The following is a 26281-nucleotide window of genomic DNA, read 5'->3' on the forward strand; positions in this document are numbered from 1 at the left end:
CGCCGGTCTTCGCCTACCGGTCGTCCTCGCCCAACCGCGGCGGCGCCGTTCGGTAGGTGGGTGGCGTCGCGCTCATCCGAATGGGGTTGGCGATCTGCGTGATCGGACCGTCACGCCGGGGATCATCGATCTCGACGACCGGCGCGAGCCCGAGTCGCTCGGCGAGTGCGATCGCATCGGCGACGTCGTTGAGCGGTCCGCATGGCACCCCACGCTTGGTGAGCACGGTGAACCAGGCGTCGGCAGTGTCATGTGACAGTGCCTCGTTGAGCAGCCCGACCAGGTCATCGCGATGTGCCACCCGGGCCTTGTTGGTCGAAAAGCGTTCGTCGGCAGCCAGATCGGGCTGCCCCAGCACATCGGCGAGCGCGGCGAACTGCCGGTCGTTGCCGACGGCGAGCACCAGTGGCCGATCGGCCGTCGAGAACACCTCGTACGGCGTGATGCTCGGGTGCCGATTTCCCATGGCGTGCGGCACCACACCCGCGGCCACATACGCCGACGACTGGTTGACCAGGGCCGACAACAACGACGAGAGCAGGTTCACCTCGATACGCTGCCCCTGCCCCGTCGCGTCCCGATGACGCAGCGCGGCAAGGATACCCACCGCGGCGTGCAGGCCGGTGATGACGTCGACCATCGCGACGCCGACCTTGGTCGGGGTGTCGACGTCGGGTCCGGTGACGCTCATCAGGCCTCCGACCGCCTGGATCAACAGGTCGTAGCCCGGCAACTGATTGTTGCCGCCGAAGCCGGTGACCGAGCAGTACACGATATCCGGATTACGTTGTGCGACAGCATCGTATCCGAGCCCCAAGCGATCCAGGGTGCCGGGCAGGAAGTTCTCGACGACGACGTCGGCCCGATCGGTCAGCTCGCGGGCGGCGGCCAGCCCGGCGGGATCGGCGAGGTCGAGGGCCACCGACTCCTTGTTGCGATTGACCGACAAGAAGTACGACGAGTCCTCACCGACCCACGGCGGACCCCAAGTGCGGGTGTCGTCGCCGGTGCCGGGTCGCTCGACCTTGATGACCTCGGCGCCGAGGTCGGCGAGCAGCATCGTGGCGTACGGACCGGCCAGGACCCGACCGAAGTCGGCGATGACCAGCCCGTCCAGGGCGCCCGTCACCGGAACGCGCCCTCCCCGGTCAGTGCTTTGCCGATGGTCAGTTGATGCACCTCCGAGGTGCCCTCGTAGGTGAGTACCGATTCGAGGTTGTTGGCGTGCCGGATCACCGGATATTCCAGGGTGATCCCGTTGGCGCCCAGAATGGTTCGGCACTCACGAGCGATCGCGATCGCCTCACGCACATTGTTGAGCTTGCCGGTGCTGACCTGTTCCGGGCGCAGTTCACCACGGTCCTTGAGCCGGCCGAGGTGATAGGCGAGCAGATGCCCCTTGCCGACCTCGAGCGCCATGTCGGCGATCTTGGTCTGCGTGATCTGGTATGCCGCAAGCGGTTTGTCGAACACGGCGCGTGACTGCGCGTATTCGACAGCCGTTTCCAGACAGTCGCGGGCGGCACCGATCGCACCGAAGATGATGCCGAAGCGCGCCTCGCCCAGGCTCGTGAGCGGCCCGCGGAGTCCGGCGGCCTCCGGCAGCATCGCCGACGCCGGCAGCCGCACGTCGTCGAGCACCAACTCGGAGGTGACCGAGGCCCGCAGCGACATCTTCTTGGTGATCTCCGGCGCCGAGAACCCCGGGGTGTCGGTCGGGACGACGAATCCCCGTATGCCGCGCGGGGATTCCTCGAGATCGGTCTGCGCCCACACCACCGCGACATCGGCGATCGACCCGTTGGTGATCCACATCTTGGTGCCGTTGAGTACCCAGTCGTCGCCGTCGCGTTTGGCGTTGGTGCGCATCCCCGCGGGATTCGACCCGAAGTCCGGCTCGGTCAGCCCGAAGCATCCGATGGCCTCACCGGCCGCCATGCGCGGCAACCATTCCTGCTTCTGCTCCTCGCTGCCCCAGTGGTGGATCGAGAACATCGCCAGCGATCCCTGTACCGACACCAGACTGCGGATGCCCGAGTCGACGGCCTCGAGTTCGAGGCAGGCCAGACCGTAGGCGGTCGCACTCGTCCCCGGGCAGCCGTATCCCTCCAGGTGCATGCCGAGGGCGCCGAGCGCACCGAGTTCCTTCGCCAGCTCGCGCGCCGGTAGCGCACCCTTCTCGAACCAGTCGCCGATATGCGGCCGCAGCCGCTCCTGACCGAACTTGCGGACGGTGTCGCGGATGGCGATCTCGTCGGCGTCGAGCAGCGAGTCGAGGGCGAACAGTTGCGTGAGGTCCTGAGCGGGCATGGGCATCCTCCTGGCGGGTGCGAGAACCGTGTGCAATCGTTTGTGAGAACGTTTGCACGATCGTTTGCATCACGTAGGCTATGGCGCATCGCCGCATCCGTCAACAAGCGCGCCGACCCGAGGAAGGACCACCATCGCCGATGCCAGGACAGTCGTCAGACGGCCGGCCGACGCGAGGCGTGCGGGCGCCGACGCTCAAGGAGATCGCCGAACATGCCGGGGTCCACGTGTCGACGGCGTCGCGGGTATTGCGGCAGCCCGAGCCGGTCGACGGTTGGTCGCCCTCGGCCCAGCGGGTGCGGCGCGCCGCCGAGGAACTCGGCTACCGGCGCAACGTCTGGGCGGCCAGCCTACGCACCCGCAAGACCACGACTCTCGGGGTCGTGATGACCCGCCTGACCGATGGCGTCGTCGCCACCACCTATCAGGGCATCGACGAAGCCGCCACGCGCGCAGGCTATTCGGTGCTGTTGGCGAGCCCACCTGATGACGCCGACGCCCAGCGCGACGCCATCGAGTTGCTCGTCGGTCGCCGGGTCGACGGTCTACTCCTCGGAGGATTACATGCTCCGGCAGCCGAATTCATCGAGTCACTGACCGTGAACGTACCGATGCTGACGGTCACCCGGCATGCCGACGCCGGCCTGCCCTTCGTCGGTGGTGATGACCGCGGGGGAGGCCGGCTCGCAGCACGGCATCTGATCGATCGCGGGTACACCGACCTCGCCGTCATCGGCGGACCCGCACACGCCACCACCGCCACCGACCGGCTCGCCGGATTCCTCGACGGTCTCGGTGAGGCGGGAATCGAGTTGCCGCCCAACAGGATCGTGACGTCGGCATTCGACGTCGACGGCGGTATCGCGGCCGGTCGTCAACTGCTCGACGGTCCCGACCGGCCACGCGCGATCTTCACCGTCTCCGACACCATCGCCATCGGTGTGCTCGGCGTGGCCCGCGACCTCGACCTGCAGATCCCGGCCGACCTCGCGCTCGTCGGCTACAACGACATCCCCATCGCGGCCCAGCTACCTGTGCCACTGACAACGGTCGCGTCCCCGGCGCGCCGGATCGGTGAGACCGCGGCTCGTGGCCTGCTCGATCTCATCGAGGGGCGCGACGTCGAATCGGTGCTCCTACCCGTCGAATTGATAGCGCGCGGGACCGGTTAGGGCTGGGCCGGCGCCACGAAGTTGAACGTGATCGGCGCCGACTCCTTTTCACCGAGCTTTCCGATGGCCTGATAGGAGCCGGCGGGCACCGGGTTCCGCGGCTTGTCGCAGCCCGGGTTGCTGGTGGTGCCGGACCACGTGATGGTGTCCTTGACCTGCTGCTGCGGCTGCAACACCTGGTTGTTGACGGTGTTGATCTGCGAGCAGTCGCTGGCGGTCCACAGCGTGCGGGTGCCGTCGAGGGTGCGCACGATCACGTTCTGGGCGGCCTTGCCGACATCGCGTGCACATGCGGACAGTCCCGCATTGGTCACGACGATGGTGAACACCGGCTGGCTACCGGTGGTGTAGGTCGGCTTGTCGGTGTAGAGCACGACGGCGATCGAGTTGTCCGGGCACAGCGGCATGTTTGCGTCGGCAGCCGCCGGATTGCCTCCCGGCGCCGGTGCGGCCGCCGAGCCCGACGGCGACGCGCTCGGGTTGGCACTGCTGTCGGCGGGCGCACCGCCACCACCGCCGCCGGTCCCGCCACCGGACGGCGCCTGCGACGGATCGACCGAGGCATTGGTCGTCGCGGTCGACGGTGTCGTCGACGAGGGGGTCGCCTTGGATGCGGTATTCGACGTGTCGTCACCGCCACCCGATTGCGCCCACACGACCAACCCAACCACCAGGGCGAGGACAGCCACCAGCACTCCACCGGCGACAATGCGGCGTCGCCAATAGATCTCGGGTGGGAGTGGCCCTTGCGGTTCGATCACGCCCCAACGCTAACGGCCCCGCCGACCGCCCTCGGCGAGGTCGGTCGGCGTGTCGCATGAAACTTGCGGGGCCGGTGAGGTAACGGGCATCACGCGCGCACCGCGGCCACGGAGCCTAGGCCGATTCGGCGTCGGGGAGTTCGGTGTGCTGCACCGGCAGGACGGCCTGACCGCTCACGCCGATATCGCCGTACACCCCGCGCAGCTGAACAGCGCCCTCGCTGAGGGCGTAGGTCAGCCCGACGATGGCCAGCTTTCCCGCGGCGACCCGGTCGGCGATGATCCGGCTGCGCTGCATCAGCAGCTGACCGGTCTCCACGACGTGCCTGGCCTCGAACTCATCGACACGCGTCAGGCCCTCGCTGCGGCCGGCCAGGATGCTGGGCGTCACCCGTTCGACGACGTCGCGGATGTACCCGCCGGGGATCTGCAGGTCGTCGAGCGCGTCGAGGGTCGCCTTGACCGCACCGCAGCTGTCGTGACCGAGGATCACGATCAGCGGCACCTCGAGGACCTCCGCTGCGTACTCGAGCGAACCGAGGACCGCGGAGTCGAGGACGTGACCGGCGGTGCGAACGACGAACATGTCGCCGAGGCCCTGATCGAAGATGATCTCGGCGGCCAGGCGTGAATCCGCGCATCCGAACAGCACGACGTGCGGGTTCTGCCCGGCGGCGAGTCGGTGGCGGTCCTCGATACCCTGGCTGGGATGTTGCGATTCTCCGGCGACGAAACGCCGGTTGCCCTCCAGGAGTACCTGCCATGCACGTTTCGGGGTGAGTCCGATCATGGGAACCAGTCTGCCACCTACCACCGTTCTCGCATGGTTCGATCGCCATGAACGCGATCTGCCCTGGCGTGCGCCCGGGCTTCCGGCCTGGCAGATCCTCATCAGCGAGATCATGTTGCAGCAGACCCCGGTGTCCCGGGTGATCGGCCCGTGGACCGAATGGGTACAGCGCTGGCCCAAGCCGTCGGCGATGGCGGCGTCAAGTCCGGCCGACGTGCTGCGCGCCTGGGGCAAGCTCGGCTATCCCCGGCGTGCGTTGCGCTTGCACGAATGCGCCAAGGTGCTGGCCACCGACCACGATGACCGCGTCCCCGAGGACGTAGCCACCATGCTGAGCCTGCCGGGCATCGGCGACTACACCGCACGCGCGGTCGCCTGCTTCGCCTACGGACAGGCGGTGCCCGTCGTCGACACCAATGTCCGACGAGTCATCGCGCGGGCGGTGCACGGCCGGGCCGAACCGGGTAATCCGTCCCGCTCGGATCTCGCCGATGCGGAGGCACTGCTCCCGCGGACCCCGCGTGGATCGTTCGCCCGCACCGCGCCCCGTTACTCGGCGGCGCTGATGGAGTTGGGCGCGTTGGTGTGCACCGCGCGCAACCCGCGCTGCGACGACTGCCCCATCACCGGTTGTGCCTGGGTGACGCTGGGCCGGCCCGCCCATGTGGGACCGCGTCGTCGGGTGCAGAAGTTCGCCGGTACCGACCGCCAGGTGCGTGGACTGCTCCTGGATGTGTTGCGCGACAACGATTTTCCGGTAGATCGGACGCGTCTCGACGCGGTGTGGACCACCGACACCCCGCAGCGCGATCGCGCGCTGGACTCACTGCTCACCGACGGCCTCGTCGAACTCACCGCCGACGGTCGGTACTGCCTGGCGGGTGAGGGCTCGTGAGAGGCCGATTCCGGCGCCGGCAACCATCTCCGCCCATCGGAGGACAGATCTCTACAGACCGGATGACACCGTGGGCGCAACTTCACCTGATTGCGGCTTTCACCTGCTAACTTGTCCCCCATGACAGAGCCGCCCAACGAGGGTCCTGACTTCAGCAAGCCGCAACAGCCCGGATACGGTCCGCCGAATCCGCAGGGCCCGGGAACCCCCGATCCCTACGGCTCCACCCAGTACGGGCAGACACCACCCCCGCAGCAGCCGCCGGGCTACGGCCAGCAGCCCCCGTCGTACGGACAGCAGCCTCCCGGATACGGTCAGCAACCCCCACCGTACGGACAGCAGCCGGGTTATGGTGCACCCGAATCCGGTGCTCCGGCAGGCGGATACGGTGCTGTGCCACCCGGGGCCACGCCCCCGCCGTACGGTGCACCCGGTGCCGGGGTACCCGGAGCCCCCGGGGCACCGACGGGTGCTCCGCAGCAGGTCAACGTCGGTGAGGCGCTGAGCTGGGCGTGGGCCCAGTTCAAGGCCAACCCCGGACCGATGATCGTGCCGGGACTAATCATGTTCCTCATCGGCGGTGTCATGGTGGGCGTGTACTTCGCGATCATCGCGCTGTCCACGTCGACGACCACCGAGACCATCGACAACGGGTACGGCGGTACCTACAGCTACAACGTGCAGACCAGCAGCCTCGGAGCCGGTGGCCTGCTCCTCGGAATCGTGCTGTATGTGGTCGTTTTCGTCGCCATCATGTATCTGTCGGCGTCGATGATCACCGGCGCGCTCCGCGTGGCCGACGGTCAGCCGGTTTCCGTGGCGACCTTCCTGAAGCCGGATCGCTTCGGCCCCGTTGTCGGTACCGCCATCGTCGTCGGCCTGATCACCGCGGTCGGCCTGGTGCTCTGCATCATTCCCGGTCTGATCGCGATCTTCCTGCTGCAGTTCTCGATCTTCTTCGTCATCGACAAGAAGCTCGGCCTCGGTGCCGCGATGAGCGCATCGACCAACCTGTCGCGCTCGTCGGTGTCGAACTCGTTGTTGACGCTCGTGGTTGCCTACGTGCTCTCCTACATCGGCACCATCCTCTGCTACATCGGCCTGATCGTGACGTGGCCGCTCGGGCAGCTGTTCTACGCGCACTGCTACCGCCGGCTGACCGGCGGTTATGTCGCGCCGGCGCCGGTGTAGGCGAAAGTCCCTCTCAGCACCGCCCTCTCAGATAACGCCGACGCCCGTCGTCACCTCACGGTGGCGGCGGGCGTCGGCGCATCAGGACCTTCGGTGCGGACTCCCCCAGCTGCCGCAGGATCTCGTCGACCACGTCGCCGATCGGGACGGTGGCGTCGATATCGATGGCATCGGCCGGGACGGGATCAGTGGGGACGGCGTCGTCGCCCTGATGGATGCGCACGATGAGGTCACGCTCGTGCCGTATTCCGCCGAATTCACTCTCGGGCCGCTGGTCGAGCCTTCGACGCAAGGTGACGAGATCGATGCGCAGGACGAAGACGGCGCCGAAGAGGTCGACGAACTCAGCAAGGTTCCTGGACCCGCCGCAGAAGAATGTGGCCGGTCGGATGCAGTCGCCTGCAAGCGCGCGAACCGCGTTGACATTCCAGATGTGGTGCCAGTGCGAGGCACGCCTTCCCGTCGACGTCATTGCGATGCCCGTCGTCGGATCTCCTTGATAGGCAAGGTCCGTATCGCCGTTCACGGCGTGGTGCCCGCGCCGGCGCAGCTCCGAACACACCGACGTCTTACCGCTGCACGACACCCCGGCGATGAGATAGTTGCGCCGACCCATGACGCGAGACTATCCGCGCCGGATATTGCGTTCCAGCAAGTAACGGCCAGATACAGTCGGCCGTTCAGCGCAACCGCGACGACAAACCCGAGAGGAACGCCTCGACGGCCCCGCGATAGAAGTCGGGTGCGTCGTCGTGGATCAGATGACCAGCCCCGGTGGCGAGTAGGTACGTGGCGAAGTCGTTGCCCAACGCCATCTTTCGCATCTGACCGGACGGGGTGACGCCGGCTTGGGCCTCCATCACCAGGCTCGGTACGCCGACTTTCCACCACTGCGCCCAGAAGTCCCGCCGACCCCACTCGTCGGCGATCGCGGTCCAGGTATCCAGGTCGCCGTGCAGCCGTCCGTCGTCAAAGGCCTCATAGAAGTAGCGACCCGCGACCGGACCGAACATCGCGACCGCCTCGGCGGGTGAATCGAACCGCTCCGGCCAGGACGAGAACCACGGGGTCCAGTTCTCGGTGGTGCGGCCGCGGAAATCCGGGGCCATGTCCTCCACCACGAGCGCCGACACCAACTCCGGGTATTGGGCGGCCACACACCACGAGTGCAGCGCGCCCATCGAATGACCAACCAGCACAGCGGGTCCCAGGTCGATCCAGGTGAGGATCTCGGCGAGGTCGGCGACGAACCGCTCGGTCGACACCTGACCCGGATCGGCGAGGACGGCATCGGGGGCACCGGTGTGGAAAGCCGCGTCGAAGGTGAAGACCCGACCGTAGCGCCGTAGCCACGGCACCTGCCGACGCCACGTGCGGCCCCGGCCCATCAGACCGTGGACGAGCACGATCGGACCCACTCCCTGGGCCGGGTCGTCGGCACCGAGTCCCCCGTAGTCGAGCAACCCCCGATCGAGCAGCCCCCGGCCGGCCACACCTCGCGTCACAACCGACGAGATTACCTCCGGCGTCCGATGCGCCCGAAGATCGGCGCTCGCCGTGCGATTCGGACTCGGTGCGGGGTCTAGGCTTTGTGCCATGGCTGTTGTGAAGATCAATGCAATCCACGTCCCCGAGGGCGCCGGGCCCGAACTCGAGAAGCGTTTCGCCCACCGGGCCCATGCGGTCGACGGTTCGAAAGGCTTCCTCGGATTCCAGTTGCTGCGCCCGGTCAAGGGTGACGACCGGTATTTCGTGGTGACCCAGTGGGAGTCCGAGGAGGACTTCCAGGCGTGGGCGGCCGGGCCGGCTCGCGAAGCGCACGCCGGGGAGCGCGCCAAGCCGGTCGCCTCCGGAGCCGACCTCCTCGAGTTCGAGGTGGTCCTCGACGCCAAGCCGAGCTCCTGACGCCCACCGGACCCGAACACTTCGCCGGCGCGCAACCGCGCCCGGCGCCGATGTTCCCGCTCGGGGCCGCACTGCTCCCGGGAGAAAGCCTGCCGCTGCGCATCTTCGAGCCGCGGTACCGGCAGATGTTGCGCGACTGTCTCACCGGTGACGCATCGCCGGACGGATCGACGGCCGACGACCCACCGCTGTCCGGTTTCGGTGTCGTGCTGATCGCACGCGGCCGTGAGGTCGGTGGCGGCGACGTCCGTCACGATGTCGGAACCTTCGCCGACATCGACACCGCCGTGACCGAACCCGACGGTCAGGCCCTGATCTCGTGTACCGGGACCTGGCGGTTCCGGGTCGTCGACTGGCTCCCCGACGACCCGTATCCGCGCGCCCTCATCCGACCGCTGTCCGAACCGTCGCTCGACGACGCGTCGGTGCGGCGACTCACCGGGATCGGCGCGCGCGTGCGCCAACTGGTCGAGGAGTCGTTCGCCGCGCGCGGGGTTCCCCTCGACGACGACGTCCCGCTCTTCGACGCCGCCGACCTGGCCACCGTCGGCGTCTTCGGCTGGGCGGCGCGGCTACCCATCGGGCCGGCCGACCGCCAGGAACTACTCGAGGCCGCCGACTATCCCACCCGGTGCCACGTGTTCGACGAGGCCGTGGCGACCATGGAAGCCCGGATCCGCTTCGGCGCCTGAGCGGGTTGGTCGAGACCATCGGCGGCAATCAGAACGTGGACAATTAGAACGTGTTCTAGTATCGGTGGTGAAGGCATTTCACACGCGCGCCTCGCCATGTCCGGCGATGTGCCCGCAGGACCGAGGGAGCATCTGTCATGACCGAGACCGTCGAGGCCGGCACCCGCGTCGGGGGCGACCAGACCAGCCTGTACCTGGGAGGCACCTGGGTCGCACCGCATTCCACCGAGACTCTCGAGGTCTACTCCCCTGCCACCGGCGAACGCGTCGGATCGGTACCGCTGGCCGACGAGACCGATGTGGACACCGCCGTACGCACGGCGCGCGCCGCATTCGACTCGGGCGTGTGGTCGGCGCGACCGGCCGCCGAGCGTGCCGAGATCCTCGAGCGCGTCGCCGACCTGATCGATGCCCGCTTCGACGAGATCGGCGCCGTGGTCTCCGCCGAGATGGGCGCCCCGCCGAGCGCCATCGACATGCTGCAGAAGCTGCCCGGGACGGGTGTGCTGCGGGCCTACGCCGACGCCGCGCGCAACTACCCGTGGCAGGAGTACCGGACCGGACTGTTCGGCACCACGCTGGTCACCCGTGAACCCGTCGGTGTGGTCGGTGCGATCACCGCGTGGAACGTCCCATTGTTCTTGGTGTGCAACAAGTTCGGGGCAGCGCTTGCCGCCGGTTGTTCGGTGGTGCTCAAACCGGCACCGGAGACACCGATGACGGCCAACCTGCTCGCGGAGATCTTCACCGAGGCCGGCGTACCCGAGGGCGTCATCTCGGTGGTGCCCGGCGCGACCGCCACCGGCGAAGCCCTGGTGAATCACCCCGACGTCGACAAGATCACGTTCACCGGTTCGACCGCGGCGGGCAAGGCGATCGGCGCGGCCTGCGCGCAGAGCCTCAAGCGCTGCTCCCTCGAGCTCGGCGGCAAGTCCGCGGCCATCGTCCTCGACGACGTCGACCTCGCCAACATCGGCATGTTGGTGTTCCTGGGGCTGTTCAACACCGGGCAGGCATGCGTCGCGCAGACGCGCGTCCTGGTGCCACGCAGTCGCCACGACGAGATCGTCTCGGCGATGGTCGAGGCGGCCAAGGCGATGAAGGTCGGGTTGCCGACCGATCCGGAGGTCCAGCTCGGCCCGGTGATCAGCGAGCGCCAACTGCAACGCATCGAGGGATACATCGAGGCCGGCAAGAAGGCCGGGGCCACACCGGCATTGGAGAGTACCCGCCCCGCCGATCTGGACGGCGGCCACTTCATCACCCCGACCATCTTCACCGGCGTCACCAACGACATGACGATCGCCCAGGAGGAGATCTTCGGCCCGGTGCTCTCGGTGATCGACTACGACGACGTCGACGAGGCCATCGCGATCGCCAACGACTCCGACTACGGATTGGCCGGGTCGGTGTGGACCTCCGACGTCGAACGCGGCATCGAGATCTCCGGCAGGATCCGCACCGGAACCTTCGGCATCAACTTCTACGCCATCGATCCCGGATCACCGTTCGGCGGCTACAAGAACTCCGGTATCGGTCGCGAATGCGGGCCGGAGGGACTCGAGTCCTTCGTCGAGCACAAGTCGACGATGCTGCCGATGGGGTACGAACCCGCGCAGTAGCCGGCGACACCCGGGTTGCGTGCGCGCAACTCAGGTGAACAGCATCGGCAGATGCCACAGCCGGGAGTGCGGCTCGATGAGCCAGAGCCGCACCCCGGTCAGGCGGATCAATCGCATGGTGCCGACGATCAGCAGTGCCGCCAGCGGGAGTTCACCGAAGGCCGCGGTCAGCAACGAGATCCAGCGGTCCGCCGGAGCGGCGGTCATGATGTCGAACCACGCATCGCAGATCAGCAGGACACCGGTGGCGAAGCCGGCCAGCACCAGCATCTGTCGGCGCTGCCACGCCAGAACGGCCGTGGTGGCCATCATCGCGACGAGCAGGACGTCGAAACCGACCCAGGTGATCGACCAGTTGTGGGCGACGTAGTCGACCGGAAGGCTCAACCCCAGGAAGACGATCCACGGGATCAGGCCGATCGCACCACCGGCCATGAGCCCGATACGGGCACGTCGAATCCGATTGCGCTTGACCGGATCCGGCAACACGTCGTCGAGCGGGCGGGCCAGACGGACGATCAGGTCGCGGCGGTCCTCGGAGGTCAGGGCGGCGATCTGGTCATCGGTCAGAATGTGATCGCTCATCGCGTCGCCTCCCTTGGGTTACGGGGTCGGCACCACCGATGGCGCGGGCGCGCTCGATGGGGGTGCCGGGGTGGACGAATCACTCGGTCCAGGCAACGGTACCGCTCCGGGCGGCGGGGTCGACACCTGCTGAATCCGGCTGCGGAACGAGTCGTCGGTGATGACGTCGATGTTCTGGATCATCCAGCGACCGTCCTGCTTGACCATCGCGAACGTCAACCGACTCGGGTCGACGCGCACCAGATCCTTGCCGCCACGGCTGACCGACTGATTCATGAAGATCAGGACCGTCGAGGAGTCGCGGGTGTTGGTGACCACCCCGGCGTCCTGGATGACGGCCTGAGAAACCACCTGCTGCTTCTTCACACCCTCGACGAAGTCGATGTTCTGTCCCTGAACGGGATTGGTGATCAGCTTGTCGTACTGGGACTTCGCCGCCCCGGTGACCACCGACTTCGAACTGTTGACGTGGGCTTCGACGTTGCCCGGGTCGTAGCCGAACATCGCGGTGGCGTACGACTTCGCCGCATCCAGCGACGAGTCCCGGGCCTGCTCGGTCCATCGGGCGTCGAGGTAGCGGTAGCCGAGTACCCCGGCGAGCGCCACCGATGCCACGACCAGCAACGCGAGAACGCCCGCGAGGACCTGCGCAACCGAGAGCCGCATCACGTCACCCACTCGAAGTCGGTCATCTTCAGTTCGCCGTTGATCCGGGTGATGTCGACCCGCCAGCGGAAGGTCTGGACGATGGTCTGCTCCTTGGGATCCGTCGGCTTCATCTGCCAGCCGTAGACGACGATCACCGTGCCCTCGTCCGCATCGGCCTTGGTGACGGCGTCGCTGATGACGGTGGACTGCACGTCGAGTTTCTGGTCCCGGATGAGCGAGACCGCTTGCCCCATGGACTCATTGAGTCGTTGCTGGGCGGTGCCACTGGTCTTGTCCGACATGGTCTTCATCGCGGCGTCGACGTTGCCCGGATTGAGACTGGTCATCGTGACCGTCATCTGCTGGGCGAACGACGAGTACTCCGCGCGCAGATCCCGCTGATGGTCGATGCGTCCGAGTGCGATGGCGAACACCGCCGAGGCCACGAGGCATCCGACGATGACGATCACCGCGAGTCCCGTCGCGACCCACGCCAGGATCGAGCGATCCGACCGCGCCCGCAGCGCGGACACCTTGGTCACCGGTGCGGCATCGTCGCCACCCGGGGCGGCAGCCATCCGGCGTTGACGCCGCTCGCGATAGCTCAGGGAGGAGACCAACTCGTCCGGGTCGGCCACCGGGCCGGTGCGCTCGGGTTTGGTCAGGTTCACCGCCGGCGACTGCTGCTCGGGCGTCGCGGCCTCGGCCGGCGCGGTGTCGGTCGGCGCGGTGTCGGTCGGCGCGGTGTCGGTCGGCGCGGTGTCAATCGTCGGCGCCTCGTCGGGCTTGGTCGGTGTACGACGTCGGCGCAGCGGCGCCGACCGGACCGGGGTCCGGGCCTGCGAAGCCGGCGTCACTGGGCGTCCACCGCTCCGGTGATCAGGCTCTGCCATGTGCTGCCTTGTCCTTGCTGATTGTTGTCGGTGCCGGTGCCGGCGTTGTACGTGCGTCCGTCGGGGCCGATGAAGTCACCCGACTCCGGATCGTACGTGGCGCCGTAGACCGCGGGTCCGTCCTCTTGTTCGGTCGGCGTCCCTTGCGTGACATATCCGGCGGGCGCGGGCAGGATGCCCGGAATGCCGTTGGGGAACGGCACCACCCGATTGCTGATCGGTTTGTACCCGGTGCGGCATTCCTCGGGGGTCGGGGCCCGCCGGCCGGGGAATTCCGCACACGGAAAGTTGCGCGCGCCGCGCACGGCGATCTGCGAGTTCTGCGGTACCCGGCACAACATGCCCGGCGGCAGGTCGCGCGCGGTCTGCACGGCGGGGCTGCGCCACTGCGACGGCGGCAGGTAGCCGATGGTGCACGGCGGCGGATCCTGGAAACCCAGCGAGAATTCGACGCTCGGGCCGTACCGCGGGTCGCCGGCGTTCAACGCGGTCAGCAGGGTGTCGATCAGACGCGGATAGATCACCAGGACCTGTTGCAGGTTCGGCAGATACACCGCCGTCGTCTTCGACACCGTGTTGAGGTTGGCCAGCAACAGGGGCAGCGACTGGTCCATCGAGGCGAACAGCTTCTGCGCCGACGACGCCACCGAGGGCCCCTTCTGAAGCAGGTCGGTGATCTCGGGGTTGTTGGCGCGCAACTGATCTGTCACCTTGACCGCGTCGGCGGTCCACGCCCGGATCTGATCGGCGGTGGCCGACTGGGTGGCCATCAACGGTCCCGCCTGTTTGACGAGATCGATGGTCACGTCCGAGTTCTTGTCGGCGTCGTCGACGAGCAGGATCATCGAGTCCATCAGGCGCCGCAGGTCCTCGGCGGTGCCGTTGAACGCGTCGAAGGCCTCGTCGATGAGTGAGCGCAGATTGGCGTCGCCGACACGATTGAGCAAGGCGGTCGCCTGGTCGAGGACCGACGAGATCTCCACCGGCACATCGGTTGTCGACACCGTCGCACCGTCGGCGAGGTAGTCGGAGCTGGAATCGCCGGTGGGCGGGGTGAATTCGACGTACTGCTCACCGACCGCGGACACACTGTGCACCGACGCCGCGGAATTCGTGGGGATCTTGGTGCCACTGTCGATGGACAGGGTCGCCGCCACCCCGTTCTCGGTGAGCCGCACCGACTTGACCTTGCCGACGTTGACGCCGCGGAAGGCCACGTTGGCGTTCTCATACAGCCCACCGGTGTTGGGCAACTGGAGGGTCACCGCATACCGCCCGACCCCGAACATCGCCGGAATGCGCACGTAGAACAGGGCCATCGCGACGATCGCGATGACGGTGACGATCGCGAAGATGATCAGCTGGATGCGGACGAAACGGGTGATCTTCATCAGTTGCCGCCTCCGTTCGATCCCGGGGTGTTCTGGGTGGCCGGAATGGGAGGGGCGTTCTCCGAGCGAGTTTCGTCACCCGGCTGCAGCGGCGAGGTGAACGGGTTGAGACCGCGTCCGGCTGCGCCGGCGGGCTGGCCGGTGACGCCCTCGGGGCCGACGACGCCGACCGACCGCAGGATGCTGCGTTGCAGCTTGGCGATCGTGAGGTCGAGGACGAGGTCGGAGTTGATGTAGTCGCCCTTGACCATCGTCGGGATCTCCTCCTCCAGGAACGGGAAGGTGAGAAGCAGGCGCAGCGAGCCCGGCAGCGCCGGACCGGCGGCGGCCAGACCCTGGAAGGCCTTGGCCATGTTGGCCACGATCGTCTTGATGTCCTGCGAATTCGCATCGAGGACGTCGTTGGTCGTCGACGACAGACGCCCGACCGCGTCGAGCGCGTTGACGAACTGCTGGCGTTGATCGTTGAGGAGCTTGAGGATCTGCGGGCCGTCGCGCAACGCCTTCTGCAGCGTCGGCGTCTGCTGATTGACCGCGACGGTGAGCCGGTCGAGACCCTCGCCGGCGCGAATGATGTTGTCGGTCTGGTTGTTCAGGTCGCCGACGAGCGTGGTCAGCTGCGGGATCAAGGCCCGGATCTGCTGGTCGTGGCCGTCGAAGATCTGGCTCATCTCGTGGACGATGTCGCCGAACTGCGACAGCCCACCACCGTTGAGCACCACCGACAACGCGCTGAGGACCTGCTCGGTGGTCGGATAGTTGCAGCCGGCCACCTGTTGGGCCGAATTGATATCGGCGACAGCGGTTTCGGTCGGCTGGGCGATGTTGTCGACCTTCGGGCATTTCGGCAGCGGGATCTGATCACCGGGCTGCATGTAGCCCGTGGCGGTACCCGTCGGCTCCACGATCTCGAGGTGGGTCGACCCGAGCACGCTTGTCATCCCGACCATCACGTGCGATCCGTCGGCCACCTTCACGCCCGGGTTGAGCCGGATGTCGACCTTGGCGTTCCAGCCGGGTGCGACGCTGATCGACCCGATGCTGCCGACGGTGGCGTCGTCGATGAGCACGGGCGCGTTGTTGGTCAGGCCCGCAGCGCTCGGGATGACGGCGCTGATCTTGTACGAACCGTCGCCGGTGCCCTGCGCGCCGGGTACCGGCAGGCTGTTGACGCCGTTGAAGCCGCACGCCGTGGCCAGCACCGTCACCGTGGCGACGAGCAGGGTCAGGCGTAGGTCACGCCACCGCAGTCGGCGCATCAGCCCGCACCGCCCCACGGGACGAGCAGGTCGGCGAGCGGCCCGCCACCGTCGGCGCGCCGGGTCGCCGCGTCCTGGTTTCGGATGCCCTGCTGGGAGCGCGCGGCCACGTCGGCGTTCTGGTAGGTCACCTGGCCGGGTGTCGCGTTGATGCCGTTGACCGGGTTGGACATGAACGGTGGGTAGGCGACGACGATGGACTGCAGTACGGGTGCCAGGGTGTCGACGCACTTGTCGATGTCGACCTGGCTCTGGCCGGGCCGGTTGTTGGCCTCCATCGTGCCGCACAGCAGCGTGATCAGGTTGTTGCCCATACCGAGTCCGAACACCCCGGACAACGATCCGGTCAGCGGGTTGTAGATGTTGTAGAAGTTGGCGAGCTGGTTGGGCGCCGAATGCAGCAGCCCACGCATCTGTTCGTCCTTGGCGGCCAGGATGCCGGTGGTCTGCGCCAGCCGCGACACCGCGCCGGTCAACGAGTTCTGGTTGGTGTTGATGAAGTTCTGGACGTCGGTCATCGCCGAATCCAGATTGTGCAGAGCGCCGTTGAGTTGATCGGTGTTGTCGGCGAGCACGCTCGTCACCGATGCGATACGTCCGTTGAACTGCACCATCTGCTCGTGGCTCGACGAGAGCGCATCGGTCAGCTTCTGCAGGTTGCGGATGGTGGTGAACAGATCATCACGCCCCGACGCCAACGTTCCCATCACGTCGGAGAGCTGGGTGATCGAGCTGTTGATGGATTGCCCTGCGCCGTCGAGGTTTTGCGCGCCGACGTCGATGGCGCGCGCCGCGGCACCCGGGTCGGCGCCGTTGGGGCCGACCGCATCGGTCAGTCGCTGCAGTTGCTGTTTGACCTGATCCCACTCCATCGGGACGGCGGTCCGCTCCATCGGGATGTCGGTGCCGTCGGTCATCTGCGGGCCCGACGAGTACACCGGGGTCAGCTGGATGAAGCGGCCCGACACCAGGCTCTGGGCGACGACGACCGCACGTGCGTCGGCGGGGATCTTGACGCTGCGATCGACATCCATCTCGACCTTGACGTCACCGCTGCGCGGGGTGATCGAGGTGACGTGACCGACGTTGACGCCGAGCACCCGCACCGGGTCGCCGTTGTAGAGGCCGGTGGTCGTGGCGAAGTAGGCGGTCAGCCGGGTGTTGGTGACCCGGTTGTAGCCGATGTACCCGGCCACCACGAGCAGTACGAGCAGCACCAGCAACGCGATGATCTGCCATGCGCGCTTGCCGATTCCGAGACGTCCGGTCATCTCAACCACCTGGCCTGGTCGTCGGGGTCGAGGGCGGCGGGGTGGGAATCGTCGGCGAGGGCACCGGCGTGCGGGGCGGGGGGTTGGCGCCCGGTGCCTGGCTCCACGCGTTGGGCAGCAACGGGAATCCCGAATACGAGAAGGCTTGCGCGACTTCGGGGTACTTCTGCTGCAGCACCTTCATGAACGTGGCGGTGTAGTCACCGAAGGTGCTGACGCCGACCAGCGAGTCGAAGTTGGGTCCGTTGGCGACCGATTCGCCGAGGGCGTTGGCGAACGGGCCGAGCCGGTCGACGGTCTCCTTGAGGTTGTTCTCGTTGTCGTTGAGGATGTCGAGCACCTTGTTGAACTTGTCGAGCACCGGCGTCAGCTGGGCGTTGTTGTCGTTGATGAATCCGCTGATCTGCGCGGCGACATCGCGTGTGCCGCTGATGAGCTGGGCGATCGCCGCACGCCGGAACTGCAGCTCGCCGAGCAACATGTTGGCGTCGAGGAGCAGTTGGTTGAGCTGCTTGCTGCGGTCACCGATGACCTGGGTGACACCGGAGGCCTTGGCCAGCAGCTCACGCAGCGCGTTGTCGCGGTCGGCGACCGCCTTGGACAGCTTCGCGACACCGTCGACGGCGCCCTGGACCTGGTCCGGGGTGGCCGAGAACGTCACCGACAGAGTGTCGAGCGCCTTGTTGAGTTCGGCGGTGTTGGTCTGCGAGAGGGTGTCGGTCGCATTGTCGAGGGCGTCGGTCAGCGAGTACGGGGCGACGGTGTTGCGGTTGGGGATCTCCCCACCCGGCTCGATCCGCCCGGTCCCGTGCGGCAGGATCGTCAGATTCCGTCGGCCCAGCACGGTTTCGGTCTTGATCGCGGCCTGGGTGTCGGTACCCATCGAGACCGTGTCGTTCATCCGGAAACTGACGGCGGCCTTGGTTCCGGCGTCGGTCGACGCCAGGCGGATACCCTCCACGGTGCCCACGTCGACCCCGGCGACGGTCACGATGTCGCCGGTGACCAGACCGCCCGCGTCGTCGAAGTAGGCGGTGTAGGTGCTGATCGGCGAGATCAGCGGCAGCTTGTCCATCTGCAGGGCCACCACGACCACCATCGCGGTCACCACGATGCCGATCAGACCGATCTGCCTGCGGGTCCGCCCGCCACGCTTGTTCTCACGGGCGACATCGGCCTCATCCGACCCGGACCGATTGCTGCGGAACAGATTCCCGAACGGACCCCTACTCGTTCCCGACGTACTCATGATTGCGACGAACACCTCCCCCCCGCCTTGGTGGTGTCCCCCATGACGTCGTTGGAGGTGAAGAAATACTGTTTGCCGTCCGGACCACTGAGCAGCAGGCGAATCCGGCAGAAGTAGATCTGCAACCAGGCGCCATAGCTACCGAGATTCGAGAGCATCTTGTAGTCGTTGGGCAGGCGCGGCAGCAGCGACCGCAGGAACGGTTCGGCCGCAAGCACATTGTCCGAGGCGACGCCGATGCTGGTCAGGGTGGACTTGAGTCCGGGGCGGGTCGACGACAACAGGTCGGCGAGTCCGTCGGTCACCTGCGCGGTCTGGGTCAGCGAGTTGCCGATGGTGCCGCGCTGCGCCGACAGTCCGGTGATGAGCATCTGCATCTGGTCGAGGCTGGTGTCGAGGCCACCGCGGTCGCCGTCGAGGGTGCCGAGCATCTGATTCAGGTTGTCGATGACGCTGTCGATCAACTGATCCCGGTCACCGAGGGCGTTGGTGAACGAGGCGGTGTCGGCGAGCAGTTTGTTCAGCGCCGGACCCTGCCCCTGGAAGACGGCCACCAGCGAGGTCGACAGTTCGTTGACCTCGTTGGCGTCGAGGGTGCGGAACAACGGTTTGAACCCGCCGAGGAGCTTGTCGAGGTCGAGTGCGGGTTCGGTCTGCGAGGCCGGGATCTCATCCGATGGCGCGAGGGTGTCGTCGGGGTCGCCGGGTCCCTGCTGCAACTCGAGATACCGGTCGCCGGTGAGGTTTTCGTAGCGGATCAGCGCGCGCACCGACTTGGGCAGCTTGTACTGGTCGTCGACGGAGAACTTCACCAGCGCCTCGTTGTCAGGGGTCAACGAGACGTTGTCGACCGAGCCCACCTCGACGCCGGCGATCTTGACCTTGCTGCCCGACTTGATCTGCGAGGCGCTGGTGAACAGCGCCCGGTAGTCGTCGGAGCTGCCGGACCGGTAGTTGCTGAACACGACGACGAGTCCGATGAACACCAGCACCATCACGATGGCGAAGGCGCCGAGTTTGATGACGGTCGCGCGGAACGCGCGTGCGCGGTTATCCAAGGTCGGGCTCCCCGAACAAGAGCTGGAAGAGCTTCTCCCGGTTGACCTTCGGCGTCATCCGCGGCTGGTAGGGCACCGGCGCGTTGTCGGTCACGTAGAACTTCGAGTGCTCGGTCGTGTTGGGATTGCTCAGCCCGCCCGCGCAGGTCGGAGAGCCCTGGGCGTCGACCCGCGGCAGACTGTTCGGATAGGTGTAGGGCTCCTTGCCCGGCAGCAATCCGGCGTAGAGCTTCAACATGCCGTTCTCGCCGCCCTCGTAGGGCTTGGCCATGTCGGCACCGATCGCCGTGGTGCGCAGGAAGCACGAGATACCCGGTGACTGGTATCCAAGAAGCTGTGACACCGGGTCGAATTGGGACAGCGTCGCCATCAGGTCGGCCTTCGACGGGGCCAGGACGTCGTTGTTGATCGTGTTGGCCATGCCGGTCACGTTGATCAACAGCGCATCGAAGTTGGAGGCGTTGTCGCGCAACGTGTTCCCCGTGTACACCGCGTTGTCGATGGTGCGCATGAGATCACCCATCACATCGCCGTAGACATTGGTCACCGTGGCCGTCTGGCGGATCAGCTCGTCGAGTTCGGGCAGATGCGGATTGGTCTTGCCGAGCAGCCCCGACAGCGTGCCCAGCGAATTGCCGATGTCGGCGCCACGGCCGGACAATGCCGTGTTGACCGCGCCGACGGTGGCGTTGAGTTTGTCGGGCTGGATGTCGGCGAGTACCGCGACCAACTGCTGATAGACGGTGTTGAGTTCGACGACGACGTGTTGGGCGTCGATGTTCTGGCCGGGCTGCAATTGTCCACTCGGTCCCGTCGTCGGCACCTCGAAGTACACCGACTTGGCCCCGAACACGGTGTTGGACTTGATCTGTGCGGTCACGTTGCCGGGGATCTGCGACATCTGATCGGAGTTGATGTCGAGGGCGAGCACCGCGTGGTCACCGGTCTCGGTGATCGATTTGACCGTGCCCACCTGCACCCCGCGTAGGCGCACCTTGGCGTCGGGACTCATAACCAGGCCGGCACGCGGCGCCTGCAGGGTCACCCGCTCGGTGGAGGCGAACCAACCGAGGAACGACCCGGATGCGGCGGCGATGATCGCGATCAGCCCGCCCACCATGATGACCGCGGCCAGCTTGCGTACCCAGTTACTGCGTCCCTGTCGACTCGCCATCCCTCAGCCCGCCAGATTGAACTTGCCGTCGGACCCGTAGATGGCCAACGAGGTGAGCAGGGTGATGACGACGACCACGACCAGCGACGCGCGCACCGCGTTGCCGACCGCCACGCCCACGCCGACGGGACCGCCGGTCGCGTTGTAGCCGTAGTAGGTGTGGATGAGCATGACCGCGATCGCCATGCAGATGGCCTGCACGAACGACCACAGGATGTCCGACGGGATGAGGAAGGTGTCGAAGTAGTGGTCGTAGACGCCGGGTGACTGTCCGTAGATGAACACCGTCGCAAACCGGCTGGCGAGGAAGGAGGCCAACGAGGCCAGCGAGTACAGCGGGATGATCGCGATCATCCCGGCGACGATGCGGGTGCTCACCAGATACGGGATCGAGGCGATGGCCATGGTCTCGAGGGCGTCGATCTCCTCACTGACCCGCATCGCGCCCAATTGTGCTGTGGCACCGGCCCCGATCGTCGCGGCCAGGGCGATGCCGGAGATCACCGGGACCGCGATGCGCACATTGATGAACGCGGAGAAGAAGCCGGTGAGCGCCTCGACACCGATGTTGGCCAGCGAGCTGTAGCCCTGCACGGCGATGGTGCCGCCGGTGAACAGGGTGAGGAAGCCGACGACCACGACGGTGCCGCCGATCATCGCGAGAGCGCCCGTACCCATGGAGATCTCGGCGATCAGCCGCAGCGTCTCCTTCTTGTAGAGGCGGACCGCACGCGGGATCGACACGACGCTGTCCCAGTAGAACAGCGCCTGATCGCCGATCTGGTTCCAGTCCTCGCCTGCGCGCTTGACCGCAACGCGCGCGGTGCGCAGCCGGGTGGTGAACGGAAGTACCATCGCTCTACCCCGCCGTCGCCTTCAGCCCGACCGCGGTGACCACGACGTTCACCACGAACAGCGCCATGAAGGAGTAGACGACGGTCTCGTTGACCGCGTCGCCGACACCTTTCGCGCCGCCCTTGACGTTGAGTCCCTGATAACACCCGACCATGCCGGCGAACAGGCCGAACAGCGCCGCCTTGACCATCGAGATCATCAGCTCGCCGAATCCGGTGAGCAGCGTCAGATTCGCGATGAACGCACCGGGATTGACGTCCTGCAGGTACACCGAGAAGACGAACCCGCCGCCGATGCCGATGGTGCACACCAGGCTGTTGAGCAGGATGGCGACACCGGTCGAGGCGATGATGCGGGGCACGACGAGGCGGTGCACCGGGTTGATGCCGAGCACCTTCATCGCGTCGATCTCCTCGCGGATGGTGCGGGCACCGAGGTCGGCGCAGATCGCCGTCGCCCCGGCACCGGCGACGATGAGCACCGTGACGATGGGGCCGATCTGGGTGATCGTGCCCAAGGCGGCGCCCGCGCCGGAGAGATCCTGGGCACCGATCTCGCGCAGCAGGATGTTGAGGGTGAAGCTCACCAGCACGGTGAAGGGGATCGCGACGAGCAGCGTCGGCACCATCGACACACGGGCGATGGCCCAGGACTGTTCGACCGTTTCCCGCCATTGGAATGGCCGGCGGAACAGTTCCCGGACCGAGTCGACCCCGAGTGCGACGAAGTCGCCCACCCCATCGAGGGGTCCCGCCAGCCTGCTCAGCACAGCACTCCTCAAGCCTTGGAACTCACGCGCAACATATCACTGGGTTCGGTCAATACTAGGACACTTGACCCACAACAACCGGTCAGGACATCAGGTCGCGGGCCGAGAACGTCCGACGCGGGTCGCGGTCGGCGAAATAGCTGCTCAGCGTCTTGGCGAGATCCCCGTCGTCCCATGCATCCCCCTCCGCGGTGAAGACCTCATCCACAGTGGGCGCGGCCATCACCATGACTCGGGGACCGTACACGACGAATACCTGCCCCGTGACCGAATCGGCGTCCGGGCCGGCGAGGTAGGTGACGAGCCGGACGACGTGATCGGGCGAGAGCGGATCGACACCGTCGCCGGGTGCGTCACCGAAGACCCCCGCGGTCATCGCGGTGCGCGCCCGCGGGCAGATCGCATTGGCGCGAACCCCGTAGCGGCCCAACGCCCGTGACGCCGACATGGTCAGCGCGGTGATGCCGGCCTTGGCCGCGCCGTAGTTCGCCTGGCCCTCCGGTCCGAGCAATCCGGCCTCGCTGGAGGTGTTGACGATGCGCCCGTAGACGGGACCGCCGGCGGCCTTGGATTCGGCTCGCCAGTGGGCGGCGGCGTTGCGGGTGAGCAAGAAGTGGCCGCGCAAATGGACCCGGATGACCAGATCCCAGTCGTCATCGGTGAGGTTGAAGAGCATCTTGTCGCGAACGACCCCGGCATTGTTCACCACGATGTGCAGGCCGCCGAGCTCGGCGGTTGCCGTGCGCATGATCTCGGCGGCGGTGGCCGAGTCCGAGATGTCACCGGGCACCGGTACCGCGGTGCCCCCGGACGCGGTGATCTCGTCGATCACATCGCTCGCGTCGAGCGCGTTCGCGAGGTCGTTGACGATGACCGTCGCACCGTGTCCGGCGAGCCCGAGAGCCTCGGCGCGACCCAATCCGGCACCCGCGCCGGTGACCACCGCGACGCGCCCCTCCAACGATCCAGCAGCCACTGCCAACCCCTCCAGCCGAACGCGGTGTGAACGAAAACTAGAACCTGTTCTAACACGCTAACCGGTCGGGGCGTCAAGCCGGGGCGGTTTCGGCGAAATTCACTCCTCGATCGACAGCGCCGACTTGGGGCAGTTGGCGACGACCTGACGCAGTTCCTCCTCGCGACCCTCGGGTACCTCGTCTTTCAGAATGACCAGGTAGTCGTCGTCATCGAGATCGAAGATGTCGGGTGCCATCCCGACACAGATCGCGTTCGATTCGCACAGGTCGAAATCTGCCTTGATATGCATCGACTCGCTCCTCCTCAGCGTGCCCGCTGGTTGACGGGCTGTGCCAAACAGGTTAGAACGTGTTTCAGATATTGGCGAGTCCCCCACCGATCGATCCACGACGGAGCCCACCCATGCGCATTGCCTACACCGACGAGCAATCGGCGCTGCGGCGCGAGTTGCGCGCCTACTTCACCGATCTGATGACCGAGGACCGGCGGGCGGCACTCACCGGCGGCGATGGTGAACTCGGCGAGGGCGACGCCTACCGCGACGTGGTACGTCAGATGGGTGCCGACGGCTGGCTGGCACTGGGGTGGCCGACCGAGTTCGGCGGCCAGAACCGCTCGATGATGGATCAGCTGATCTTCACCGACGAGGCAGCGATCGCCGGCGCGCCGGTACCCTTCCTGACGATCAACTCGGTGGCACCGACGATCATGCACTACGGCACCGACGAGCAGAAGGCATTCTTCCTGCCGCGCATCGCCGCGGGCGAATTGCATTTCTCCATCGGCTATTCCGAGCCCGGTGCCGGCACCGACCTCGCCGGGCTGCGGACCACCGCAGTGCGCGACGGTGACGACTACGTCATCAATGGGCAGAAGATGTGGACGTCGTTGATCGCCTACGCCGACTACATCTGGCTCGCATGCCGCACCGACCCGGCGACCCTCACCGACGAGGGGCGAGCCCGTGGACTCAAACGCCACCACGGCATCTCGGTGCTGATCGTGCCCGCCGACGCCGATGGGTTCTCCTACACCCCGGTGCACACCATGGCCGGTGTCGACACCAGCGCCACCTACTACTCCGACGTCCGGGTGCCGGTCAGTTCGCGGGTCGGTGAAGAGGGCCGGGGGTGGTCGCTGGTCACCAATCAGCTCAACAACGAACGGGTGGCACTGTGCAGTGCCGCCCCGATCCAGACCGCGCTGCGGGAGACGCTGGCCTGGGCGCAGCAGACGAAAACCGGTGACGGACAACGCCTCGTCGACACCGAATGGGTTCGTCAGAACCTGGCGCGGGTGCACGCCAAGGTCGAGTTCCTCAAGCTGCTCAACTGGAAGATCGCCTCCGCGGCCAGCTCCGGTGGCGCGCCGAGCCCCGCCGATGCCTCGGCCACCAAGGTCTTCGGTACCGAATTCGCCACCGAGGCCTACCGATTACTGATGGAGGTCGTCGGTCCCGCCGCAACCATTCGGGCGGGCAGCCCGCGAGCACATCTCCTGGGTCGTCTCGAACGCTTCCAGCGCACCTCGCTGATCCTCACCTTCGGTGGCGGTACCAACGAGGTCCAGCGCGACATCATCGCGATGACCGCCCTCGGCCTGCCCCATCAGCGACGCTGATCGCCGCCCACCCACATTGAAGCGAGAGCAACACAATGGATTTCACACTCCCCGAAGTGACCGAGGACCTGCGCGGACTCGCCCGTGACATCACCGAGAAGGTGAGCACCGACGACCGCGTGGCGCGGCTCGAGGCCGACGACGCCGCACTCGACGATGTGCTGTGGCGCGAACTCGGTGCGGCCGGACTCCTCGGCCTCGAGGTGGGGCCGGAGGTCGCGGGCGACGCCGGTGCCGGCCAGTCGATCCTCGAATCGATCACCGTCGCCGAGCAATTGGGCCGCGGGCTCGCTCGGGTGCCGTACGGAGTGCACGCCATCGCCGCACTTCCCGCGATCGCCACACACGGTTCGGTGGCCCTTCGGGGGCGCCTCGTCGGCGACGCCGCGACCGGCACGGCCGTGCTCACCGTCGCCCTCGAGGAGGACCTCGGAACCGGCTCCGATCATCCGCAGACCCTGCTGAGCCGCACCGAACACGGTTGGGCCCTGACCGGATCCAAGGTCAACGTCGCCTATGCCGGTGCCGCCACGGCGATCGTGGTCAACGCGATGTCACCGGACGGGGTTCGCGCGGTGGTCATCGACGCCGACGCCGCGGGGATCGGACTCACCCCCACTCCGGCCACCGGGAAGACGCCGACCTTCGTCGTGGATTTCGACGGCGTGGTCGTCGACGACGATCACGTGTTGGATGGTGGCGCGGGTACCGTCGCCGACATCGTCGACCGCGCAACCCTGGCGGTGTGTGCCGATCAGTCCGGAACACTCTCCCGTGCATTGGAACTCACCGCCGCCTATGCCGTCGAGCGGGAGCAGTTCGGTAAGCCGATCGGGTCGTTCCAGGCGGTCGCCCAGCGACTCGCCGACGGCTACATCGACACCCAGGGACTGTCGCTGACCACCCTGGCCGCGGCTTGGCAGTTCACCCGGATCGCCGACGCCGACGAGGACAACGACGACGGTGGACTGCACGTCGCGGTGCAGACCGCCAAGTTCTGGGCATGTGACGCCGGACATCGGGTGGCACACACCGCGGTCCACGTCCATGGAGGCGTCGGCCTGGACACCACCCATCCGGTACACCGGTATTTCCTGCGCGCCAAGCAGAACGAATACACCCTCGGTTCGGCACCGATCACGCTCGCGGCCATCGGCGACGTGCTGGCAGCGGCGCCGGCCTGATGACCGAGC

27 protein-coding genes are annotated in these 26281 nt (G+C 66.9%); 8 read left to right on the top strand and 19 right to left on the bottom strand.

Annotation, left to right across the window (positions count from 1 at the left end; genetic code table 11):
- Window positions 1-13: 13 nt before the first annotated feature.
- Window positions 14-1129 carry a CaiB/BaiF CoA transferase family protein gene (locus AC5ZH6_RS22615; protein ID WP_265077014.1) on the bottom strand — a complete coding sequence of 372 codons (1116 nt, stop codon included), beginning with the start codon at window positions 1127-1129 and terminating at the stop codon, window positions 14-16.
- Window positions 1126-2310 carry an acyl-CoA dehydrogenase family protein gene (locus tag AC5ZH6_RS22620; RefSeq protein WP_370530153.1) on the bottom strand — a complete coding sequence of 395 codons (1185 nt, stop codon included), beginning with the start codon at window positions 2308-2310 and terminating at the stop codon, window positions 1126-1128. The genes AC5ZH6_RS22615 and AC5ZH6_RS22620 overlap by 4 nt, the downstream gene beginning before the upstream one ends.
- Before the next feature lie 140 nt (window positions 2311-2450).
- Here AC5ZH6_RS22620 and AC5ZH6_RS22625 point away from each other — a divergent pair, with 140 nt between their 5' ends.
- Window positions 2451-3482, top strand: a complete 1032-nt coding sequence (locus tag AC5ZH6_RS22625) for a LacI family DNA-binding transcriptional regulator (protein WP_265077015.1) — start codon at window positions 2451-2453, stop codon at window positions 3480-3482.
- Here the strand turns inward: AC5ZH6_RS22625 and AC5ZH6_RS22630 are convergent.
- Window positions 3479-4243, bottom strand: coding sequence for a hypothetical protein (locus AC5ZH6_RS22630; RefSeq protein WP_265077016.1), 765 nt, complete (start codon window positions 4241-4243; stop codon window positions 3479-3481). The genes AC5ZH6_RS22625 and AC5ZH6_RS22630 overlap by 4 nt on opposite strands.
- Window positions 4244-4358: 115 nt before the next feature.
- On the bottom strand, window positions 4359-5033 hold the full coding sequence (locus tag AC5ZH6_RS22635) for a carbonic anhydrase (RefSeq protein ID WP_006372013.1): 675 nt from the start codon (window positions 5031-5033) through the stop codon (window positions 4359-4361).
- Between AC5ZH6_RS22635 and AC5ZH6_RS22640 the strand changes: the two genes are divergently transcribed.
- Together AC5ZH6_RS22640 and AC5ZH6_RS22645 are read left to right on the top strand one after the other, a co-directional pair.
- Window positions 5032-5928 (top strand): HhH-GPD family protein, encoded by an 897-nt coding sequence (locus tag AC5ZH6_RS22640; protein ID WP_265077017.1) that lies wholly within the window; start codon window positions 5032-5034, stop codon window positions 5926-5928. The two genes, AC5ZH6_RS22635 and AC5ZH6_RS22640, sit on opposite strands and share 2 nt — an antisense overlap.
- A gap of 120 nt (window positions 5929-6048) precedes the next feature.
- A complete protein-coding gene (locus tag AC5ZH6_RS22645; protein ID WP_006372011.1) occupies window positions 6049-7119 on the top strand; it encodes a DUF2189 domain-containing protein in 1071 nt (356 codons plus the stop codon).
- 55 nt (window positions 7120-7174) lie between these two features.
- On the opposite strand, the gene AC5ZH6_RS22650 is transcribed toward AC5ZH6_RS22645, so the two are convergent.
- Window positions 7175-7735, bottom strand: coding sequence for an AAA family ATPase (locus tag AC5ZH6_RS22650; RefSeq protein ID WP_006372010.1), 561 nt, complete (start codon window positions 7733-7735; stop codon window positions 7175-7177).
- A gap of 64 nt (window positions 7736-7799) precedes the next feature.
- The gene (locus tag AC5ZH6_RS22655) at window positions 7800-8612 is read right to left on the bottom strand and encodes an alpha/beta fold hydrolase (protein ID WP_006372009.1); all 813 of its coding nucleotides are present in this window, start codon (window positions 8610-8612) and stop codon (window positions 7800-7802) included.
- Window positions 8613-8715: 103 nt separating this feature from the next.
- On the opposite strand from AC5ZH6_RS22655, the gene mhuD reads away from it, so the two are divergent.
- The 3 genes from mhuD (at window position 8716) to AC5ZH6_RS22670 (ending at window position 11338) form a co-directional block, all read left to right on the top strand.
- A complete protein-coding gene (gene mhuD / locus AC5ZH6_RS22660; RefSeq protein ID WP_006372008.1) occupies window positions 8716-9024 on the top strand; it encodes a mycobilin-forming heme oxygenase MhuD in 309 nt (102 codons plus the stop codon).
- Window positions 9025-9074: 50 nt separating this feature from the next.
- Window positions 9075-9716, top strand: a complete 642-nt coding sequence (locus AC5ZH6_RS22665) for an LON peptidase substrate-binding domain-containing protein (protein WP_006372007.1) — start codon at window positions 9075-9077, stop codon at window positions 9714-9716.
- 137 nt (window positions 9717-9853) lie between these two features.
- Window positions 9854-11338, top strand: coding sequence for an aldehyde dehydrogenase (locus tag AC5ZH6_RS22670; RefSeq protein WP_211543670.1), 1485 nt, complete (start codon window positions 9854-9856; stop codon window positions 11336-11338).
- Between the two features lie 30 nt (window positions 11339-11368).
- Here the strand turns inward: AC5ZH6_RS22670 and AC5ZH6_RS22675 are convergent, their stop codons facing one another.
- The 13 genes from AC5ZH6_RS22675 to AC5ZH6_RS22735 form a co-directional block, all read right to left on the bottom strand.
- Window positions 11369-11923, bottom strand: coding sequence for a hypothetical protein (locus tag AC5ZH6_RS22675; protein ID WP_020170030.1), 555 nt, complete (start codon window positions 11921-11923; stop codon window positions 11369-11371).
- A gap of 18 nt (window positions 11924-11941) precedes the next feature.
- On the bottom strand, window positions 11942-12589 hold the full coding sequence (locus AC5ZH6_RS22680) for a hypothetical protein (RefSeq protein WP_210739115.1): 648 nt from the start codon (window positions 12587-12589) through the stop codon (window positions 11942-11944).
- On the bottom strand, window positions 12589-13428 hold the full coding sequence (locus AC5ZH6_RS22685) for an Rv1363c family protein (protein ID WP_288338092.1): 840 nt from the start codon (window positions 13426-13428) through the stop codon (window positions 12589-12591). The genes AC5ZH6_RS22680 and AC5ZH6_RS22685 overlap by 1 nt, the downstream gene beginning before the upstream one ends.
- Entirely contained in the window at window positions 13425-14855 is a 1431-nt protein-coding gene (locus tag AC5ZH6_RS22690) for an MCE family protein (protein WP_014361496.1), read from the bottom strand. Before AC5ZH6_RS22690 ends, AC5ZH6_RS22685 begins: the two co-directional genes overlap by 4 nt.
- Complete coding sequence (locus AC5ZH6_RS22695; protein WP_496167852.1) at window positions 14855-16114, bottom strand: MCE family protein; 1260 nt, start codon at window positions 16112-16114, stop codon at window positions 14855-14857. The genes AC5ZH6_RS22690 and AC5ZH6_RS22695 overlap by 1 nt, the downstream gene beginning before the upstream one ends.
- Window positions 16114-17385 carry an MCE family protein gene (locus tag AC5ZH6_RS22700; protein ID WP_211543669.1) on the bottom strand — a complete coding sequence of 424 codons (1272 nt, stop codon included), beginning with the start codon at window positions 17383-17385 and terminating at the stop codon, window positions 16114-16116. Before AC5ZH6_RS22700 ends, AC5ZH6_RS22695 begins: the two co-directional genes overlap by 1 nt.
- A gap of 1 nt (window position 17386) precedes the next feature.
- Window positions 17387-18634 carry an MCE family protein gene (locus AC5ZH6_RS22705; protein WP_026919858.1) on the bottom strand — a complete coding sequence of 416 codons (1248 nt, stop codon included), beginning with the start codon at window positions 18632-18634 and terminating at the stop codon, window positions 17387-17389.
- Window positions 18631-19692 (bottom strand): MCE family protein, encoded by a 1062-nt coding sequence (locus AC5ZH6_RS22710; RefSeq protein WP_006371998.1) that lies wholly within the window; start codon window positions 19690-19692, stop codon window positions 18631-18633. Before AC5ZH6_RS22710 ends, AC5ZH6_RS22705 begins: the two co-directional genes overlap by 4 nt.
- On the bottom strand, window positions 19685-20866 hold the full coding sequence (locus AC5ZH6_RS22715; RefSeq protein WP_006371997.1) for an MCE family protein: 1182 nt from the start codon (window positions 20864-20866) through the stop codon (window positions 19685-19687). The genes AC5ZH6_RS22710 and AC5ZH6_RS22715 overlap by 8 nt, the downstream gene beginning before the upstream one ends.
- A 3-nt stretch (window positions 20867-20869) precedes the next feature.
- Window positions 20870-21721, bottom strand: coding sequence for an MlaE family ABC transporter permease (locus tag AC5ZH6_RS22720; protein WP_006371996.1), 852 nt, complete (start codon window positions 21719-21721; stop codon window positions 20870-20872).
- Between the two features lie 4 nt (window positions 21722-21725).
- Window positions 21726-22490, bottom strand: coding sequence for an MlaE family ABC transporter permease (locus AC5ZH6_RS22725; protein ID WP_006371995.1), 765 nt, complete (start codon window positions 22488-22490; stop codon window positions 21726-21728).
- A gap of 82 nt (window positions 22491-22572) precedes the next feature.
- Entirely contained in the window at window positions 22573-23466 is an 894-nt protein-coding gene (locus AC5ZH6_RS22730; protein ID WP_006371994.1) for a 3-oxoacyl-ACP reductase, read from the bottom strand.
- A 99-nt stretch (window positions 23467-23565) separates the two neighbouring features.
- Window positions 23566-23757, bottom strand: a complete 192-nt coding sequence (locus AC5ZH6_RS22735) for a ferredoxin (protein WP_006371993.1) — start codon at window positions 23755-23757, stop codon at window positions 23566-23568.
- 113 nt (window positions 23758-23870) lie between these two features.
- Here AC5ZH6_RS22735 and AC5ZH6_RS22740 point away from each other — a divergent pair, with 113 nt between their 5' ends.
- Window positions 23871-25088: an acyl-CoA dehydrogenase family protein gene (locus AC5ZH6_RS22740; RefSeq protein ID WP_020170025.1), complete on the top strand. Its 1218-nt coding sequence runs from the start codon at window positions 23871-23873 to the stop codon at window positions 25086-25088.
- Window positions 25089-25123: 35 nt separating this feature from the next.
- Window positions 25124-26272, top strand: coding sequence for an acyl-CoA dehydrogenase family protein (locus tag AC5ZH6_RS22745; protein WP_020170024.1), 1149 nt, complete (start codon window positions 25124-25126; stop codon window positions 26270-26272).
- The last annotated feature ends 9 nt before the right edge of the window (window positions 26273-26281 follow it).

This window comes from Gordonia sp. YC-XJ4 (assembly GCF_059511865.1).

Bases quoted from the DNA above. Each gene is read 5' to 3' on its own strand.
- AC5ZH6_RS22620 (WP_370530153.1), bottom strand. From the start codon at position 2,310: ATGCCCGCTCAGGACCTCACGCAACTGTTCGCCCTCGACTCGCTGCTC.
- AC5ZH6_RS22625 (WP_265077015.1), top strand. From the start codon at position 2,451: ATGCCAGGACAGTCGTCAGACGGCCGGCCGACGCGAGGCGTGCGGGCG.
- AC5ZH6_RS22640 (WP_265077017.1), top strand. From the start codon at position 5,032: ATGGGAACCAGTCTGCCACCTACCACCGTTCTCGCATGGTTCGATCGC.
- AC5ZH6_RS22635 (WP_006372013.1), bottom strand. From the start codon at position 5,033: ATGATCGGACTCACCCCGAAACGTGCATGGCAGGTACTCCTGGAGGGC.
- AC5ZH6_RS22645 (WP_006372011.1), top strand. From the start codon at position 6,049: ATGACAGAGCCGCCCAACGAGGGTCCTGACTTCAGCAAGCCGCAACAG.
- AC5ZH6_RS22650 (WP_006372010.1), bottom strand. From the start codon at position 7,735: ATGGGTCGGCGCAACTATCTCATCGCCGGGGTGTCGTGCAGCGGTAAG.
- mhuD (WP_006372008.1), top strand. From the start codon at position 8,716: ATGGCTGTTGTGAAGATCAATGCAATCCACGTCCCCGAGGGCGCCGGG.
- AC5ZH6_RS22665 (WP_006372007.1), top strand. From the start codon at position 9,075: ATGTTCCCGCTCGGGGCCGCACTGCTCCCGGGAGAAAGCCTGCCGCTG.
- AC5ZH6_RS22670 (WP_211543670.1), top strand. From the start codon at position 9,854: ATGACCGAGACCGTCGAGGCCGGCACCCGCGTCGGGGGCGACCAGACC.
- AC5ZH6_RS22675 (WP_020170030.1), bottom strand. From the start codon at position 11,923: ATGAGCGATCACATTCTGACCGATGACCAGATCGCCGCCCTGACCTCC.
- AC5ZH6_RS22680 (WP_210739115.1), bottom strand. From the start codon at position 12,589: ATGCGGCTCTCGGTTGCGCAGGTCCTCGCGGGCGTTCTCGCGTTGCTG.
- AC5ZH6_RS22690 (WP_014361496.1), bottom strand. From the start codon at position 14,855: ATGAAGATCACCCGTTTCGTCCGCATCCAGCTGATCATCTTCGCGATC.
- AC5ZH6_RS22695 (WP_496167852.1), bottom strand. From the start codon at position 16,114: ATGCGCCGACTGCGGTGGCGTGACCTACGCCTGACCCTGCTCGTCGCC.
- AC5ZH6_RS22700 (WP_211543669.1), bottom strand. From the start codon at position 17,385: ATGACCGGACGTCTCGGAATCGGCAAGCGCGCATGGCAGATCATCGCG.
- AC5ZH6_RS22705 (WP_026919858.1), bottom strand. From the start codon at position 18,634: ATGAGTACGTCGGGAACGAGTAGGGGTCCGTTCGGGAATCTGTTCCGC.
- AC5ZH6_RS22715 (WP_006371997.1), bottom strand. From the start codon at position 20,866: ATGGCGAGTCGACAGGGACGCAGTAACTGGGTACGCAAGCTGGCCGCG.
- AC5ZH6_RS22720 (WP_006371996.1), bottom strand. From the start codon at position 21,721: ATGGTACTTCCGTTCACCACCCGGCTGCGCACCGCGCGCGTTGCGGTC.
- AC5ZH6_RS22735 (WP_006371993.1), bottom strand. From the start codon at position 23,757: ATGCATATCAAGGCAGATTTCGACCTGTGCGAATCGAACGCGATCTGT.
- AC5ZH6_RS22740 (WP_020170025.1), top strand. From the start codon at position 23,871: ATGCGCATTGCCTACACCGACGAGCAATCGGCGCTGCGGCGCGAGTTG.
- AC5ZH6_RS22745 (WP_020170024.1), top strand. From the start codon at position 25,124: ATGGATTTCACACTCCCCGAAGTGACCGAGGACCTGCGCGGACTCGCC.